Origin of the sequence: Ancylobacter sp., assembly GCF_965279025.1 — a bacterium.
Lineage (GTDB): Bacteria > Pseudomonadota > Alphaproteobacteria > Rhizobiales > Xanthobacteraceae > Ancylobacter.
This window is the reverse complement of the sequence record NZ_OZ257132.1, coordinates 3642296-3656498: the sequence shown is the minus strand read 5'-3', so window position 1 is coordinate 3656498 and position 14203 is coordinate 3642296. Positions and strand designations below refer to the sequence as shown.

Annotated in this window: 17 protein-coding genes; 10 read left to right on the top strand and 7 right to left on the bottom strand. The window is 66.7% G+C overall.

The window, feature by feature from the left end; genetic code table 11:
- The first annotated feature begins 7 nt into the window (after positions 1-7).
- The 4 genes from ACQY76_RS17090 to rpmG all read left to right on the top strand — a co-directional run bounded on the left by ACQY76_RS17090 (position 8) and on the right by rpmG (position 2813).
- Complete coding sequence (locus tag ACQY76_RS17090; protein WP_428029908.1) at positions 8-451, top strand: DUF983 domain-containing protein; 444 nt, start codon at positions 8-10, stop codon at positions 449-451.
- Positions 452-498: 47 nt separating this feature from the next.
- On the top strand, positions 499-1239 hold the full coding sequence (locus ACQY76_RS17085) for an NUDIX hydrolase (protein WP_428029907.1): 741 nt from the start codon (positions 499-501) through the stop codon (positions 1237-1239).
- A gap of 115 nt (positions 1240-1354) precedes the next feature.
- Complete coding sequence (locus tag ACQY76_RS17080; RefSeq protein WP_428029906.1) at positions 1355-2515, top strand: MFS transporter; 1161 nt, start codon at positions 1355-1357, stop codon at positions 2513-2515.
- 130 nt (positions 2516-2645) lie between these two features.
- Positions 2646-2813: a 50S ribosomal protein L33 gene (rpmG, locus tag ACQY76_RS17075; protein ID WP_018390658.1), complete on the top strand. Its 168-nt coding sequence runs from the start codon at positions 2646-2648 to the stop codon at positions 2811-2813.
- Positions 2814-3137: 324 nt separating this feature from the next.
- Here rpmG and ACQY76_RS17070 read toward each other — a convergent pair whose 3' ends face one another.
- Entirely contained in the window at positions 3138-3509 is a 372-nt protein-coding gene (locus ACQY76_RS17070; protein WP_428029905.1) for a response regulator, read from the bottom strand.
- Positions 3510-3616: 107 nt separating this feature from the next.
- Between ACQY76_RS17070 and ACQY76_RS17065 the strand changes: the two genes are divergently transcribed.
- Both ACQY76_RS17065 and ACQY76_RS17060 read left to right on the top strand, forming a co-directional pair.
- Complete coding sequence (locus ACQY76_RS17065) at positions 3617-3919, top strand: DUF3572 domain-containing protein (protein ID WP_428029904.1); 303 nt, start codon at positions 3617-3619, stop codon at positions 3917-3919.
- Between the two features lie 39 nt (positions 3920-3958).
- Positions 3959-5344 (top strand): DNA polymerase IV, encoded by a 1386-nt coding sequence (locus ACQY76_RS17060; RefSeq protein WP_428029903.1) that lies wholly within the window; start codon positions 3959-3961, stop codon positions 5342-5344.
- On the opposite strand, the gene ACQY76_RS17055 is transcribed toward ACQY76_RS17060, so the two are convergent.
- Positions 5301-6119, bottom strand: a complete 819-nt coding sequence (locus ACQY76_RS17055) for a cell envelope integrity EipB family protein (RefSeq protein ID WP_428029902.1) — start codon at positions 6117-6119, stop codon at positions 5301-5303. The two genes, ACQY76_RS17060 and ACQY76_RS17055, sit on opposite strands and share 44 nt — an antisense overlap.
- 148 nt (positions 6120-6267) lie before the next feature.
- Here ACQY76_RS17055 and ACQY76_RS17050 point away from each other — a divergent pair, with 148 nt between their 5' ends.
- From ACQY76_RS17050 to ACQY76_RS17035, 4 genes are all read left to right on the top strand, one after another.
- Positions 6268-6729: a RidA family protein gene (locus ACQY76_RS17050; protein WP_428029901.1), complete on the top strand. Its 462-nt coding sequence runs from the start codon at positions 6268-6270 to the stop codon at positions 6727-6729.
- A 10-nt stretch (positions 6730-6739) separates the two neighbouring features.
- Positions 6740-7507: a glycerophosphodiester phosphodiesterase family protein gene (locus ACQY76_RS17045; protein WP_428029900.1), complete on the top strand. Its 768-nt coding sequence runs from the start codon at positions 6740-6742 to the stop codon at positions 7505-7507.
- Between the two features lie 125 nt (positions 7508-7632).
- Positions 7633-8841 carry a GNAT family N-acetyltransferase gene (locus ACQY76_RS17040; protein ID WP_428029899.1) on the top strand — a complete coding sequence of 403 codons (1209 nt, stop codon included), beginning with the start codon at positions 7633-7635 and terminating at the stop codon, positions 8839-8841.
- A 48-nt stretch (positions 8842-8889) separates the two neighbouring features.
- Positions 8890-9312, top strand: coding sequence for an HIT domain-containing protein (locus ACQY76_RS17035; RefSeq protein WP_428029898.1), 423 nt, complete (start codon positions 8890-8892; stop codon positions 9310-9312).
- Here ACQY76_RS17035 and ACQY76_RS17030 read toward each other — a convergent pair.
- The 5 genes from ACQY76_RS17030 to ACQY76_RS17010 all read right to left on the bottom strand — a co-directional run bounded on the left by ACQY76_RS17030 (position 9302) and on the right by ACQY76_RS17010 (position 14099).
- Positions 9302-9655 (bottom strand): AzlD domain-containing protein, encoded by a 354-nt coding sequence (locus ACQY76_RS17030; protein ID WP_428029897.1) that lies wholly within the window; start codon positions 9653-9655, stop codon positions 9302-9304. The two genes, ACQY76_RS17035 and ACQY76_RS17030, sit on opposite strands and share 11 nt — an antisense overlap.
- On the bottom strand, positions 9652-10368 hold the full coding sequence (locus tag ACQY76_RS17025; protein WP_428029896.1) for an AzlC family ABC transporter permease: 717 nt from the start codon (positions 10366-10368) through the stop codon (positions 9652-9654). Before ACQY76_RS17025 ends, ACQY76_RS17030 begins: the two co-directional genes overlap by 4 nt.
- 231 nt (positions 10369-10599) lie before the next feature.
- Complete coding sequence (gene clpA, locus ACQY76_RS17020) at positions 10600-13038, bottom strand: ATP-dependent Clp protease ATP-binding subunit ClpA (protein ID WP_428029895.1); 2439 nt, start codon at positions 13036-13038, stop codon at positions 10600-10602.
- Between the two features lie 31 nt (positions 13039-13069).
- Complete coding sequence (clpS, locus tag ACQY76_RS17015; RefSeq protein WP_428033039.1) at positions 13070-13405, bottom strand: ATP-dependent Clp protease adapter ClpS; 336 nt, start codon at positions 13403-13405, stop codon at positions 13070-13072.
- 355 nt (positions 13406-13760) lie between these two features.
- On the bottom strand, positions 13761-14099 hold the full coding sequence (locus tag ACQY76_RS17010) for a phasin family protein (protein WP_428029894.1): 339 nt from the start codon (positions 14097-14099) through the stop codon (positions 13761-13763).
- Positions 14100-14203: the final 104 nt, after the last annotated feature.

Below are 14203 nucleotides of genomic sequence, written 5' to 3'. Positions count from 1 at the left end.
TAGCCACATGCAGAACCAGCCGACCCAGCCCAACCGCCCCATCGGCCCGGCCATCGTCAACGGCTTCCGCATGCGCTGCCCCGCCTGCGGCAAGGGAGCGATGTTCGGCTCCTATCTCAAGGTGAACGACCATTGCCCGGCCTGCGGCGAGGAGCTGTGGCACCACCGCGCCGACGACGCGCCGCCCTATATGGTCATCACCATTGTCGGCCATATCGTCGTGCCGCTGCTGCTGGCAGTGGAGATGGCGCTGCACCCGGCCATCTGGATCCACCTTGTCGTGTGGCTGCCCTTGACCCTCATCCTGTCGCTGGTGCTGCTGCCGCCGGTGAAGGGCGCGCTCATCGGCTTCCAGTGGGCGGTGCACATGCACGGCTTCGATCCGAATGATTCCGAGCGTGATCCGCATCCGCCGAGCCACGATGCCGCACTCGCCGGCAAGCGCTCCTGATCGCACGAATCGGTCTCACTGCACTCACACTCCACCACACCGGCCTCATGAACCTGACCGACGTCTCCCGGAATTTCCCGCCCGAACGGCTCGACGCGGGGCATCCGCTCATCCGGCCGGTCGACGCCGCCGCACTGGTGCTGATCGACAGTTCCCGGCGGACGCCCCGCGTTCTGCTGGGGCGCCGCAACCCGGCGCTGCGCTTCATGCCGGGCAAGTTCGTGTTTCCGGGTGGCCGGGTCGACGCGACGGATCGCCATGTCCGCGTCTACGGAACGCTGGATTCCGAGAGCGAGCGACGCCTGCTCGCGCGGGTGGTGCGCCCCAGCGCCGGGCGGGCGCGAGCCCTTGCGCTGGCAGCGATTCGCGAGACCTGCGAGGAGACCGGGCTGCTGCTCGGCACGGATGAGGCGGGCGCGCCCGGCCGCCTGCCGCAGGCGTGGAAGGCCTTCGGCGAGGCCGGTCTGTTCCCCAATCTGGAGGCGCTCACCTTCATCGCCCGCGCCGTCACCCCGCCCCGCCTCGCCCGCCGCTTCGACACCCGCTTTTTCATGGCAGATGTCGGCCATGTGGCGCACCGGCTGGAGGGCACGGTCGGCCCGGAGGCGGAATTCGTCGAGGTCGGCTGGTTCACCCTGGCCGAAGCAAAGGGCGCCGACGTGCCGGAAATCACCCGCACAATCCTCGAAGAGGTCGAGACGCGCCTCACCGCCGGCAACCGGCCCTGGCAGCCAGTGCCGTATTTTTTCTCGCGCGGCGGCAAGGTTTTTCGCGAGGCGATTTCCTGAGCGCAGGCGTCTCAGAAATTCCCGGCATGAAGACATTCCCAAAAGTCATTCGACTTTTGCCATCCATGGGCTAGAGCGGGCGGTCCGGGAGGCGCCTCCCGGCATCAGGTGACCCATGCATGCCCCCGCCGTCTCACGCCCGGTCAACATCGCCTCCATAGCGGCCGCCATCGCCGCCATCTCGGTGGTCGGCCTCGGCCTCGCGCTTTCCATCCCGCTGCTCGCGTTTGAATTGCACGACCGGGGCATTTCCAGCACCTGGATCGGCATCAACACGGCCGTTGGCGGGCTCGCCACCATCGCGCTGGCGCCGTTTCTGCCCAAGCTCGTGCGCCGGCTCGGTGCCGGGCCACTGCTGCTGGCCGCCCTTCTCAGCGCGGCGGTGAGCCTGCTCGCCTTCAAGGTCACCTCGTCCTTCGTGCTGTGGTTTCCGCTGCGCTTCATTTTCGGGGCCGCCTTGTGCGTGCTGTTCGTGGTCAGCGAGTTCTGGATCAATGCGGCGTCGCCGAACGACCGGCGCGGGCTCGTCATCGGCATTTACGGGACCGTGCTGTCGATGGGCTTTGCGGGCGGCCCGGCGATCCTGAGCCTCGTCGGCACGCAGGGCTGGCCACCCTATCTCTTCGGCGCCGCCTTCTTCGCTCTGGCCGGCATTCCGGTGCTGATCGGCGCCGCCGGTGCGCCGGCGATCGAGGAGGACCATTCCGGCGGCGGCGTCTGGACGCTCATGCGCATAGCGCCGGCCGCCACGCTGGCCGCCTTCATCTTCGGCGCGGTGGAAACCGGCATGATCAACTTCCTGCCGCTCTACGCGCTACGGCGCGGGCTCGATGCGGGCGAGGCGGCGCTGCTGCTCACCGTCGCCGAGCTCGGCAATGTCGCCCTGCAGCTGCCGCTCGGCCTGCTGAGCGACAGGGTGGACCGGCGCCGGCTGCTGCTCGCCTGCGGCATCATCGGGGTCGTCGGCTCGTTGCTGATTCCCCACCTCGCCATCGGCAGCTGGGCCTTGTGGATCACCGCGTTCTTCACCACGGGAATCGTCGCCGGTCTCTACACGGTCGGCCTCGCCCTCTTGGGCGCGCGCTTCAACGGGGCGGCGCTCGCCACCGCCAATGCAGCCTTCGTGATGCTCTATTCGATCGGCCTCACCATCGGCCCCACGGCCGTGGGCGGCGGCATGCAGATCCTTGATCCGCACGGCTTCGCCTGGACCATCGGCGCGTTCCTGCTGCTCTATGTGCTGGTGGTGGCCGGGCAGATTTGGCGCGATCGCTGACCCTGCTTTCTTGACATTCGCGCGCCGATCACCGATACGGACGCGCAACGAGCGGCGGTTCTGCCGCGCGAACCCCATTTCTTCGGCGTGGTGACCCCACGTTGAGACCACGCTCCCAGGAGACCCGGTCATGGCCAAGGCAACGACCATCAAGATCAAGCTCGTGTCGAGCGCCGACACCGGCTTCTTTTACGTGACCAAGAAGAACTCGCGTACCATGACCGACAAGCTGGTCGTGAAGAAGTACGACCCGGTTGCGCGCAAGCACGTCGAGTTCCGCGAAGGCAAGATCAAGTGATCTGAGCCACCGCGCGGGCCCTGCCCGCCGCGCTGTTGACCAGAGACGCAAAAGGCGCCGCAAGGCGCCTTTTCCTTTGGTTGGGCCGTTTCGGACAATCGGTGTCGGTGGGGGCGTATCGGGGTGGAATCGGCGAGCGGTGAACGGAGAGGCCATCCGTAGACACCGCCCGCCGACCAGACCCCACGGACCCAGGAGATGCGGCGGACCCGAGCACTCCGTAGGGCAAACGGATACCCAGGCGAAGCTACCCGAACCTTCGGCAAAAGCAACGGTATTTGTCGTGGATCGATTCGGGCGAGGCGCGCGGATCGGGCCGCCAAATCAGTTCGGCGGAACGAACTGGCGCACGGTTTCGAGAAACTTTGCGACCGAGATCGGCTTGGAGAGATAGGCCTCGCAGCCCCCCTCGCGAATCCTCTCCTCGTCGCCCTTCATTGCGAAGGCGGTGACGGCGATCACGGGAATAGCCTTCAGCTCCGGATCGGCCTTGAGCGCGCGCGTGACATCCAGGCCCGAGACCTCGGGCAGCTGGATGTCCATCAGGATCAGATCGGGACGGTGGCGCCGCGCCAGATCCAGCGCCTCAATGCCGTTGCGCGTGCCGACCGTGATATAGCCGTGGGCTTCGAGCAGATCGTTGAAGAGCTTCATGTTGAGCTCGTTGTCTTCAACGATCAGAACGGTCTTGGGCATTGCTCGACGGTCCCTGCAACGGTGGCACATTCTGGCGAGCCGGAATCGCTCACCTATCCGCCGTTCGATACGCTAGCTTTACCCACCCATTCCTTACGGAACCGGAAATGAAAAGCCGCAACTCCCGCACCCCCACCCAGGTCGAGGCTGCCCGGCAGGTCGCTCTCGGCGCCCTCGCTTTTCTCGCCGGCGATCCCGAGCGCATCGGCCCGTTTCTGGCGGAGAGCGGCCTGTCGCCCGCCGACCTGCGCGGAGCGGTGGGGTCGGCCGCCTTCCATGTGGCGCTGCTGGACTATCTGATCAACCGGCAGGACCTGCTGGTCGACTATGCCGGCGAGGCGGGGATCGACCCCGGCCATGTGGTGGCGGCGCGCGAGATTCTCTTTCATGCGGATATGGGCGAAGACTGAGGCGGAACACCGAGAGTACCGCCCAGCGGAGCACGGGTGATGACACGCCTGCCGGCCTTCTGCCGCGACTGCCTGCACGAGGCCGGGGAGGAGCGCCGCTGCACTCGCTGCGGCAGCCCGCGCCTCGCCCGCCACGCCGAGCTGGACACGCTGTACATCGCCCATATCGACTGCGATGCCTTCTACGCGTCCGTGGAGAAGCGCGACGACCCCGCACTGCGCGACGTGCCTGTCATCATCGGCGGCGGCAAGCGCGGGGTGGTATCGACCGCGTGCTACCTCGCCCGGGTGCAGGGCGTGCGCTCGGCCATGCCGATGTTCAAGGCCCTCGCCCTGTGCCCGGCGGCGGTGGTGATCAAGCCCAACATGGCGAAGTATGTCGCCGTCGGCCGGCAGATTCGCGAACGCTTCCTGCGCCTCACCCCGCTCGTCGAGCCGCTGTCGATCGACGAGGCCTTCCTCGACCTCGCCGGCACCGAATTGCTGCATGGGGAAAGCCCGGCGCGGGCGCTGGCGCGGCTGGCACGGTCGGTCGAAACAGAGATCGGCGTCACCATCTCCGTCGGCCTCGCGCCCAACAAGTTCCTCGCCAAGATGGCGTCGGAACTCGACAAGCCGCGCGGCTTCGCGGTGATCGGGGCGAAGGAGGCGATGGACTTTCTCGCCCCGCGCAGCGTCGGCGCGATCTGGGGCGTCGGCAAGGCCACGCAGGAAAGGCTCGCGCGCGAAGGCTACCGGACCATCGCCGACCTTCAAGTGGCTGACGAGACCACCCTCGCCCGCCGCTTCGGCAATGAGGGGCTGCGACTGTGGCGGCTGGCGCGCGGCATCGACACGCGCTCGGTAAATCCCGAGCGCGAGACCAAGAGCGTCTCGACCGAGACGACCTTCGACACAGACATCGCCGATTACCGCACACTGGAGCAGGAACTCTACCGGCTCACCCGCAAACTCTCCGACCGGCTGAAGGCCGCCGATCTCGCCGGCCGCACCGTCACGCTGAAGCTGAAGACGTCGGACTTCCGCCTCGTCACCCGCGCCCGCTCTCTGGAGGACCCGACGCGGCTGGCGCACCGGATTTTCGACCACGCCCGCGAATTGCTGGCGCGCGAAACGGATGGACGGCGTTTCCGGCTGATCGGGGTGGGGGTGTCCGAACTCGCCGACCCGACTTTGGCGGACCCGGCAGACCTTGTCGACGCCTCCGCCACCAAGCGCAGCAAGGCCGAACTCGCCACCGATTCGCTGCGGGCACGTTTCGGCAAGGAGATCATCGACCGCGGCATCGGCCTCGACGCGCCGCGCCGGCGGGAGCCCGAGCAGCCGCATCGCAATCGGCTGGAAGAGCCGGGTGGGCCCGACGCGTCGAACCCCGCAAGTGCTACTTCGCGCACGCTTCCTGCGGCAGCGCCTCGTAGGAAATGAGCGTGCCGTTCAGGGCGAACTCGCCATAATCGAGCTTCAGCTTGCGGCTCACCCCATTGTCGAACATGTCGAAGCTGATCACGTAGTCCGGCGTGTCGCTGGCGCCGCCGCGCTCATAATAGCTGATCGTCACCGGGAAGCGGGGGCGGCCGGCGAGGTCGGCGGAGGTGGCGGCCTGTTCGAGCCCCTTGGTGTCGCTGGTCTCACGGCCGATGACGGCGAGCGTGTCATAGACCTTCTTCGCATCGGGCGAGCCGTCGAACACCGAGGCCTCCAGGACCGCCTCGCCCTTCTCCGCGCTGGCAATGAGGCGCAGCACGTGCTGGGTCGGCAACAGCACGCTCTTGCCCAGATCGACGGTCAGATCCTCGGGCTTGGTCGCCGTCACGACCAGCCCCTTGTCGCCGCGCTCGGCCACGCCGTCGGCCTCTTCGCTGCTCTCGCCGTTCACCGCATTGGTCACGCGGAAGCGGTAGGACTTGGCCTCGCCATCCTCCCAGGTGGCCGTCGACACCGCGCTGTTGACCCGGCCGCCCTCGGTCGCCAGCACCGTGTCCTGCCGCAGTTGCACCGAATAGCCGGAGCAGGCATTGCCGCGCATCTCGTAGACGATGCGCCCCTCGGCAGCGTTGATGCGCGTCGCAGACGCCGAGGCGTCCAGCGAGACCGCATAGGTGGCGCGGTGCGGCGTCAACTGGATCGCCAAGGCCGGAAGCGAGGACGCACCCAGAAGCAGGGCAGCGACAGCGAGGCGGGTGGAACGTGCGGACGGCATAGGCAAGAGGCTCCTCGCAGACGTCAGACGCGGCTTGCGAATGGCGGACCGATCCGCCAAACATGACCCATCGAAGATGGCAATTGAAGGTCGATTGTCTCGGCCGCGCGCCGGAAAGGCGCGCCCGGCACGATAGCAGGAGATACCCATGACCGGAACGGTTGAGGCCAAGCTGGCGACCCTCGGCATCACCCTCCCCGCCGCCTCGGCGCCGGCGGCAAACTATGTCCCGTTCGTCATCAGCGGTAACTTGCTGTGGATCTCCGGGCAGATCTCCATGGCCAATGGCGCGTTCATGGCCGGCAAGCTCCATGGCGAGGCGGACGTCGAGGCCGGACGCGCTGCGGCGCGCCAGTGCGCCATCAACCTCATGGCCCAGATGAAGGCCGCCCTGGGCGACCTCGACCGGGTCAAGCGGGTGGTGAAGCTGGTCGGCTTCGTCAACTCGGCGCCGGACTTCACCGACCAGCCGAAGGTGGTGAACGGCTGCTCCGATCTGTTCGTCGAGGCGTTCGGCGACGCGGGCCGGCATGCGCGCTCCGCCGTGGGCGTCGCCGCCCTGCCGTTCAATGTCAGCGTCGAAATCGAGGCGGTGATCGAATTCGCCTGAGGCTGCGCCCATGGCTCCCGATACGCCCGCTCTCAACGCGCCTGGCTGGCTGACCGCCCGGCCGATCGCCCACCGCGCGCTGCACGACGCCGCGCGCGGTGTCATCGAGAACACGGCGTCGGCGGTCGATGCCGCGCTGGCGCGCGACTACGCCATCGAGGTCGATATCCAGCTCTCCGCCGATGGCGATGCCATGGTGTTCCACGACGACACGCTGGAACGCCTGACCCTCGCGGAAGGGCCGGCAAAGGCGCTTACAACGGCGCAGCTCAAGGCTATCGCCTTGCGCGGCACTGCCGACCGCATGATGACGCTGGACGAGTTGCTCGCCCGGGTCGGCGGCCGGGTGCCGCTCATCATCGAGATGAAAAGCCATTTCGATGGCGAGACGGCCCTCGCCGCCCGCGCCGCCGAGGTGCTCGCAACCTATGAGGGGCCGGCGGCGCTGATGTCGTTCGATCCCGCCCTGGTGGCGGCGGTGCGCACGCTGGCACCGCTCATCCCGCGCGGCATCACCATGGAACATCGCTATGACGACCCGGAATGGGACATTCTCAGTTCGCAGACCAAGCACGCCTGGGGCAACCTGCTGCACCTCCCGCAGACAAAGCCGGACTTCATCGCCCACTATGTCAAGGAACTGCCTTCTGCCGCCGTCGATCACGTGCGCCGCGCCGCGCCTCTTCCGTTGCTCACCTGGACAGTGCGCACGGCACAGGACCGCGAGGTCGCCGCGCGCTATGCCGACCAGATGATCTTCGAGGGCTTTCTGCCGTAAACGTGCGGCAGCGCTTCCCGATCGCGTGAGCACCCTTGTGGGCGCGGCTGCGTGCGGCGCACAATGTGCGCGACGATGCCGGGCATGACCGTCGCCGGGCTTAGAACGGACCGAGCCACTCCCGCATGTCCGACGAAACGTTTCGCCTGCGCGTCGAGAGCGACATCACCGCGCTCGCCGCTGAAGACTGGGATGGTTGCGCCAGCCCTCCGGCCTCGGAGCCGGAGTCAAAGCCCGCCTACAACCCCTTCGTAAGCCACGCCTTTCTGTCCTCGCTTGAGGAATCCGGTTCCGTCTGCGCGGAAACCGGCTGGCTGCCCCAGCATCTGGTTCTCGAAGGGCCAGAGGGCGATGTGCTCGGCGTTTGCCCTGCCTATCTGAAGTCGCATTCCCAGGGCGAATATGTCTTCGACCATGGCTGGGCGGAGGCCTTCGAGCGCGCCGGCGGGCGCTATTATCCCAAGCTGCAGGTCAGCGTGCCCTTCACCCCCGCCACCGGCCCGCGCCTGCTGGCCGGCACCGGGCCGGAGGCGCCGGGCGTGCGTGCGGCGCTTGCGGGCGGGCTGGTCGCGCTGGCTAGGATGCGCAAGGTCTCGTCGGTACACGCCACCTTCCTCAGCGAGGCCGACGCGGAAGCGCTGGAGGCAGAGGGTTTTCTGCCCCGCACCGACCAGCAGTTCCACTGGCACAATGAGGGCTATGGCGACTTCGAGGATTTTCTCGGTGCCCTCGCCTCGCGCAAGCGCAAGCAGATCCGGCGCGAGCGGCGCGAGGCGCTGGAGAACGGCATCACCATCCACCACCTCACCGGCGCCGAGTTGACCGAGGAGGTCTGGGACGCGTTCTTCGGCTTCTACATGGAGACGGGCTCGCGCAAATGGGGGCGCCCCTATCTCAACCGCGCCTTCTACTCGCTCATCGGCGAGCGCATGGCGGATCGCATGGTGCTGATCATGGCGAAACGCGGCGGGCAATGGATCGCCGGCGCGATCAACTTTATCGGTTCGGACGCGCTCTACGGCCGCCACTGGGGCGCCATCGAGCACCATCCCTTCCTGCATTTCGAGGTCTGCTACCACCAGGCCATCGACTTCGCCATCGCGCACCGCCTGTCGACGGTCGAGGCGGGCGCGCAGGGCGAGCACAAGCTGGCGCGCGGCTACATGCCGGTCATCACCCGCTCGGCGCACTTTATCGCCGATCCGCAGTTCCGAGCCGCCGTCGCCCATTATCTCGAGCGCGAGCGCCGCTATGTCGCGGAAGCCGGTGCGGAACTGAGCGCGCTCGGGCCCTTCCGTCAGCAGGTGGCGGACGAGCGCGCGGACGAACCTTGACCGCCGCCCGAGGGCTTGCGATCAGGTCAGCCGGACAGGGAGGAACCCATGGCTTACGATCCCGGCAACATCTTCGCGAAGATCCTGCGCGGCGAACTGCCCGCCTATACGGTCTATGAGGACGCGCGCGTGCTCGCCTTCCTCGACATCATGCCGCGCGCGGCCGGCCATGTCCTCGTCATCCCCAAGGCCCCGGCCCGCAACCTGCTCGACGTAAAGGCGGATGATCTGGCGGCGGTGGCCGCCGCCGCGCAGCGCATTGCGCAGGCGCAGATGAAGGTGTTCGAGGCGGAGGGCATCACCCTCACCCAGCACAATGAAAAGGCCGGCGGGCAGGAGGTGTTCCACCTGCATGTCCATGTCATCCCGCGCCACGCCGGCATCGAGCTGCGCGCTCCGCTCTCCTACAAGGAAGCGGCGGACGTGCTGGCCGACCAGGCGAGCCGGCTGGCGGCGGCGCTCAGGGACTGACGCCGAGCCACCAGGCGCCGGCTACCAGCACGGCCTCGGCGGTGAGAACGCCGGCGAGGACCGAGCGGCGGACGACGAGGAAGCCGGCAATGCCGCTCGCCACGGCGCCGACGCGCAGCCAGAGCGGCAGCGCGACCAGCGCGCCGCTGGGCACCAGCAGCAGCCGCGCCACCACCGCCGCCAGCAGTGCGGTCGCCACTGCCTGCACCCATTGCATCCAGACGCTGTCGGGATCGATACGCCGGCCGAACAGCACGCCGAGCACCCGCCACACCTCGTTGGGCAGGAAGCCAACAAGAATCACCACCAGCATGGCGCCGAGTTCGGTCGAGACGAAATTCATGACCGTGCCCCCGGCAAATGGCGGGCGATGAAGAAGGCCAGAGTCCCACCGCCCACGCCGGCCCAGAACAGGTCGAGCCCGCCGGGCGAATTGGCGACGAGCGGTGAGATCGCCGCGCCGAGCCCGATGGCCAGCCAGTCGACCGGTTGGCGCGCATTGCGCACGAGGAGGATGGCGAACGAGATGGGGGTGAGCAGCAGCAGCGCCACCGCCAGCGGGCCAGGTAGGGCTCCGGTCAGATAAAAGCCCACCGCTGTCCCGAACATGCTCAGCGCGGTCAACCCGAAGCCGAGCCCGGCGGCATAGGCCGGCCGGCCCTCGGCCGGCACCTTCGGCAGCAGCCGGAAGCCTTCCACCCACATGGTGACGGCGACGAAATGCGCGCAAACCAGTTCGCTCAGCAGGCGCGGCCAGGGCCCGCGCATCAGCGGCATCAGCGACACCACCATGGGCAGCAGCCGCACGCCGGACAGGCAGACCGCGAGGGCCAGCGCCGGCAGCGACGCGCCGGCCGCAAGCCCGCCGACCAGGATCACCTGCGCCGGCAGCGCCCAAATCAGCAGGGTGGAGAGGATGCCGGCGAAGATGGGAAAGCCGAGATCGTGCAGCAACCCTCCAAAGCCGATGAAGGTCGCGACCAGCACGAGGCCCGGTGTCGACAACGCCCCACGCATGCCGCGCGCAAACCAGTGCGCCGCATGGGAATGGATCACGACAGACGGATCAGGAACGCCATTCATTCGGGAACTCGCGACGGCGTTCTGCGGCCCGAGCCCGATCCCGTCAAGACAAACGGCACGCGGCACGCGCATGGCTGCCATGAGGCGAGCGAAACGCGCACGGCGGCCCGCACGCCCCGTAGCACGCTCAAAACGAAACCGCCCGCGACAGGATCGCGGGCGGCTTGATGGCTATCGTCTCAACCGTCCAGGACGGCCCGCGGCTCACGCCTTGACGAGCGGCACCTTCGGCACCTTGGAGGAGCCCGGCTTGGCGCGGCTGCCTGCGGGAGCCGCCTTCTTTGCCTTGGCGGCCGGCGCCTTGCGACGCGGCGCTCGCTTGGCCTTGGGCGCCTCGATCTTCTCCGGCTTGGGCGTGATCGGCCCTTCCGGGAATTCGAAGGCCAGCGACGTCTCGCCATCCTCGTCGGTCTTCAACACGACGCGGACATGCCCGCCCGAGCGCAGCTTGCCGAACAGCACCTCGTCGGCCAGCGCCTTCTTGATGTGCTCCTGGATCACGCGGCCCATGGGGCGCGCACCCATCTGCTGGTCATAGCCGCGCTCCACCAGCCACGCGGTCGCCTCGTCGGAGAGCTCGATGGTGACGTTGCGGTCGGCGAGCTGAGCCTCAAGCTGCAGCACGAACTTCTCCACCACCAGCGAGATGACCTCATTGGTCAGGTGGGCGAAGGTAATGATGGCGTCGAGGCGGTTGCGGAACTCCGGCGCGAAGAGCCGGTTGATCGCCTCGACATCGTCACCCTCGCGCTTGGTGCGGGTGAAGCCGAAGGCCGACTTCGACATGTCAGCGGCGCCCGCATTGGTCGTCATGATGATGATGACGTTGCGGAAATCCACCTGCTTGCCGTTATGGTCGGTCAGCTTCCCGTGGTCCATCACCTGCAGCAGGATGTTGAACAGGTCGGGATGCGCCTTTTCGATCTCATCGAGCAGCAGCACGCAATGCGGGTGCTGGTCGATGCCGTCGGTCAGCAGGCCGCCCTGATCGAAGCCGACATAGCCGGGAGGGGCGCCGATCAACCGCGAGATGGTGTGCCGCTCCATGTACTCGGACATGTCGAAGCGCAGCAGCTCGACGCCGAGGCTGGACGCCAATTGCTTGGCGACCTCGGTCTTGCCGACGCCGGTGGGGCCCGAGAACAGGTAGGAGCCGATCGGCTTCTCCGGTTCGCGCAGGCCCGCCCGCGCCAGCTTGATCGCCGAGGAAAGCGCCTCGATGGCCCTGTCCTGCCCGTAGACCACGCGCTTCAGCGTCGTCTCCAGCGCCGAGAGAATCTCGGTGTCGGACTTCGAGACCGACTTTGGCGGGATGCGCGCGATGGTCGCGACCGTCGCCTCGATCTCCTTCACACCGATGATCTTCTTGCGCCGGCCCTCCGGCAGCAGCATCTGCGCCGCGCCGGATTCGTCGATGATGTCGATCGCCTTGTCCGGCAGCTTGCGGTCATGGATGTAGCGCGCGGAGAGCTCCACCGCCGCCTTGATGGCGTCGTTGGTGTAGCGCAGCCGGTGGTAGTCCTCGAAATAGGGCTTCAGACCCTTCAGGATCTCGATCGCGTCCGGCACGGTCGGCTCCGGCACGTCGATCTTCTGGAAGCGGCGCACCAGCGCGCGATCCTTCTCGAAGTACTGGCGGTACTCCTTGTAGGTGGTGGAGCCGATGCAGCGCAGGGTGCCCGCCGCGAGGGCAGGCTTGAGCAGATTGGAGGCATCCATCGCCCCGCCCGAGGTCGCGCCAGCGCCGATCACCGTGTGGATCTCGTCGATGAACATGATGGCGTCGGGATAGGCCTCGATCTCCTTCACCACCTGCTTCAGGCGCTCCTCAAAATCACCCCGGTAACGGGTGCCGGCGAGAAGCGCGCCCATGTCGAGCGAGAAGACGGTGGCTTTGGCGAGAACTTCGGGCACTTCGCCGGCAATGATGCGGCGCGCCAGTCCCTCGGCGATGGCAGTCTTGCCCACGCCGGGATCGCCCACGAAGAGCGGGTTGTTCTTCGAGCGGCGGCACAGCACCTGGATGGTGCGCTGGATCTCGCCGTCGCGGCCGATCAGCGGATCGATCTTGCCTTCGCGCGCCTTCTTGTTGAGGTTCACGCAATAGGCCTCGAGCGCATCGGCCTTCTTCTTGGTGTCCTCCCCGGTCTTCGTTTCGGTCTCCTCTTCGGCACCGCGCACGGGTCGGCTTTCCGACATGCCGGCGCGTTTGGCGATGCCGTGGCTGATGTAGTTGACCGCATCGTAGCGAGTCATGTCCTGCTCTTGCAGGAAATAGGCCGCATGGCTCTCGCGTTCGGCGAAAATGGCGACCAGCACGTTGGCGCCGGTCACTTCCTCGCGGCCGGAAGACTGGACATGGATGACGGCGCGCTGGATGACGCGCTGGAAGCCGGCGGTCGGCTTGGAGTCCTCGCCGCCGTCCTGCACGAGATTGTCGAGCTCGGTGTCGATGTACTCGACCAGATTGCGCCGCAGCTTGTCGATGTCGACATTGCAAGCGCGCATCACCGCCGCCGAGTCCTGGTCATCGACCAGTGACAGCAGCAGGTGCTCCAGCGTCGCATATTCGTGGTGGCGTTCGTTGGCGAGCGCGAGGGCCCTGTGCAGCGACTGCTCGAGGCTTCGGGAGAAGGTGGGCATCGGGACCTCTTCGTTTAGCCGTCGCGGAGCGTCACTTCTTCTCCATGACGCACTGCAAAGGATGCTGGTGCTTGCGCGCGAAGTCCATCACCTGCGTGACCTTTGTCTCGGCCACTTCATAGGTGAAGATACCGCACTCCCCCACGCCATGCTGATGCACATGCAGCATGATCTGGGTGGCTTCCTCCCGGTTCTTGCTGAAAAAGTGCTCCAGTATGTGCACGACGAACTCCATTGGCGTGTAATCGTCGTTAACCAGAAGCACTCTATAGAGATTTGGCCGCTTCACCTGCGTCTTGGTGCGGGTGATCACCGCCGTGCCGGGCGCATTGTCGCCACGGCGGCGACGGTCGTCGTCGGCCATCATATTTTCACGCGGCTGCCATTCGGCGCGGTCGGACATCAAACATTTCCCCAACCGGCTCCCCGGTTCTCGGTAGCTATAATATGTACGCCCTCCCGCTCACGCCAGTGGGGCGTGCGGGACCAGCTGTCGCAATTCGGTGACATTGCGAGGCGGCGCTCCGCCTTGCGAGCGGCGCCTCGGCGCAAAAGCCGTGGAGACACCTGCATTTGCCGGCGCCTGCCCTGCCTCCGGCACCTGTCACAGCCCGCAAAATGAAAAGGCCCGGCGTTGCCGCCGGGCCTTTCGAAACCAAGGAATGACCCGAACTCCCGTTTCAGGTCAGCCTTTTGCGCGGGCCGAAGCCCGGCGCTTAAAATCACTTGCCGACAGCAACCTTGCCGATGACGCTCTCATACGGCTTGTAGGTTTCCTTGGCGAGATCGGCATAGAGCTCGCCCATCTTCGTGGCCTGGGCGACGAAGCTCTCATAGGCGCTCTTGAAATAGGCCGACTGAATCTCCACTGCCTTGTCCAGCGTCTTGGCGCCGAACAGCTTCTCGGCGGTGGCGGTGCCTTCCTCGAACGACTTCTTCGAGTAGTCGGCCACCTCGACGGCGATCGCCTGAACGCCCTTCGACACCGTGCCGAAGCTCTTCGTGGCAAGTTCGAGATTGTCCTTGCCGACCTTCTGGATGTCTTCAAAATTCTGCAGCATGAGCCCAACTCCTGTGGTGTTTCGCCACGCGCGTCGCGCATCAGCCGCACGCGCCCGCCCGGGAATTCTCCCTGCAAATTTTGTAATGCACCGCACCACATACC

Excerpts from the sequence above, each read along its gene's own strand:
- ACQY76_RS17090 (WP_428029908.1), top strand. The coding sequence starts at position 8 with ATGCAGAACCAGCCGACCCAGCCCAACCGCCCCATCGGCCCGGCCATC.
- ACQY76_RS17085 (WP_428029907.1), top strand. The coding sequence starts at position 499 with ATGAACCTGACCGACGTCTCCCGGAATTTCCCGCCCGAACGGCTCGAC.
- ACQY76_RS17080 (WP_428029906.1), top strand. The coding sequence starts at position 1,355 with ATGCATGCCCCCGCCGTCTCACGCCCGGTCAACATCGCCTCCATAGCG.
- rpmG (WP_018390658.1), top strand. The coding sequence starts at position 2,646 with ATGGCCAAGGCAACGACCATCAAGATCAAGCTCGTGTCGAGCGCCGAC.
- ACQY76_RS17070 (WP_428029905.1), bottom strand. The coding sequence starts at position 3,509 with ATGCCCAAGACCGTTCTGATCGTTGAAGACAACGAGCTCAACATGAAG.
- ACQY76_RS17065 (WP_428029904.1), top strand. The coding sequence starts at position 3,617 with ATGAAAAGCCGCAACTCCCGCACCCCCACCCAGGTCGAGGCTGCCCGG.
- ACQY76_RS17060 (WP_428029903.1), top strand. The coding sequence starts at position 3,959 with ATGACACGCCTGCCGGCCTTCTGCCGCGACTGCCTGCACGAGGCCGGG.
- ACQY76_RS17055 (WP_428029902.1), bottom strand. The coding sequence starts at position 6,119 with ATGCCGTCCGCACGTTCCACCCGCCTCGCTGTCGCTGCCCTGCTTCTG.
- ACQY76_RS17050 (WP_428029901.1), top strand. The coding sequence starts at position 6,268 with ATGACCGGAACGGTTGAGGCCAAGCTGGCGACCCTCGGCATCACCCTC.
- ACQY76_RS17045 (WP_428029900.1), top strand. The coding sequence starts at position 6,740 with ATGGCTCCCGATACGCCCGCTCTCAACGCGCCTGGCTGGCTGACCGCC.
- ACQY76_RS17040 (WP_428029899.1), top strand. The coding sequence starts at position 7,633 with ATGTCCGACGAAACGTTTCGCCTGCGCGTCGAGAGCGACATCACCGCG.
- ACQY76_RS17035 (WP_428029898.1), top strand. The coding sequence starts at position 8,890 with ATGGCTTACGATCCCGGCAACATCTTCGCGAAGATCCTGCGCGGCGAA.
- ACQY76_RS17030 (WP_428029897.1), bottom strand. The coding sequence starts at position 9,655 with ATGAATTTCGTCTCGACCGAACTCGGCGCCATGCTGGTGGTGATTCTT.
- clpA (WP_428029895.1), bottom strand. The coding sequence starts at position 13,038 with ATGCCCACCTTCTCCCGAAGCCTCGAGCAGTCGCTGCACAGGGCCCTC.
- clpS (WP_428033039.1), bottom strand. The coding sequence starts at position 13,405 with ATGATGGCCGACGACGACCGTCGCCGCCGTGGCGACAATGCGCCCGGC.
- ACQY76_RS17010 (WP_428029894.1), bottom strand. The coding sequence starts at position 14,099 with ATGCTGCAGAATTTTGAAGACATCCAGAAGGTCGGCAAGGACAATCTC.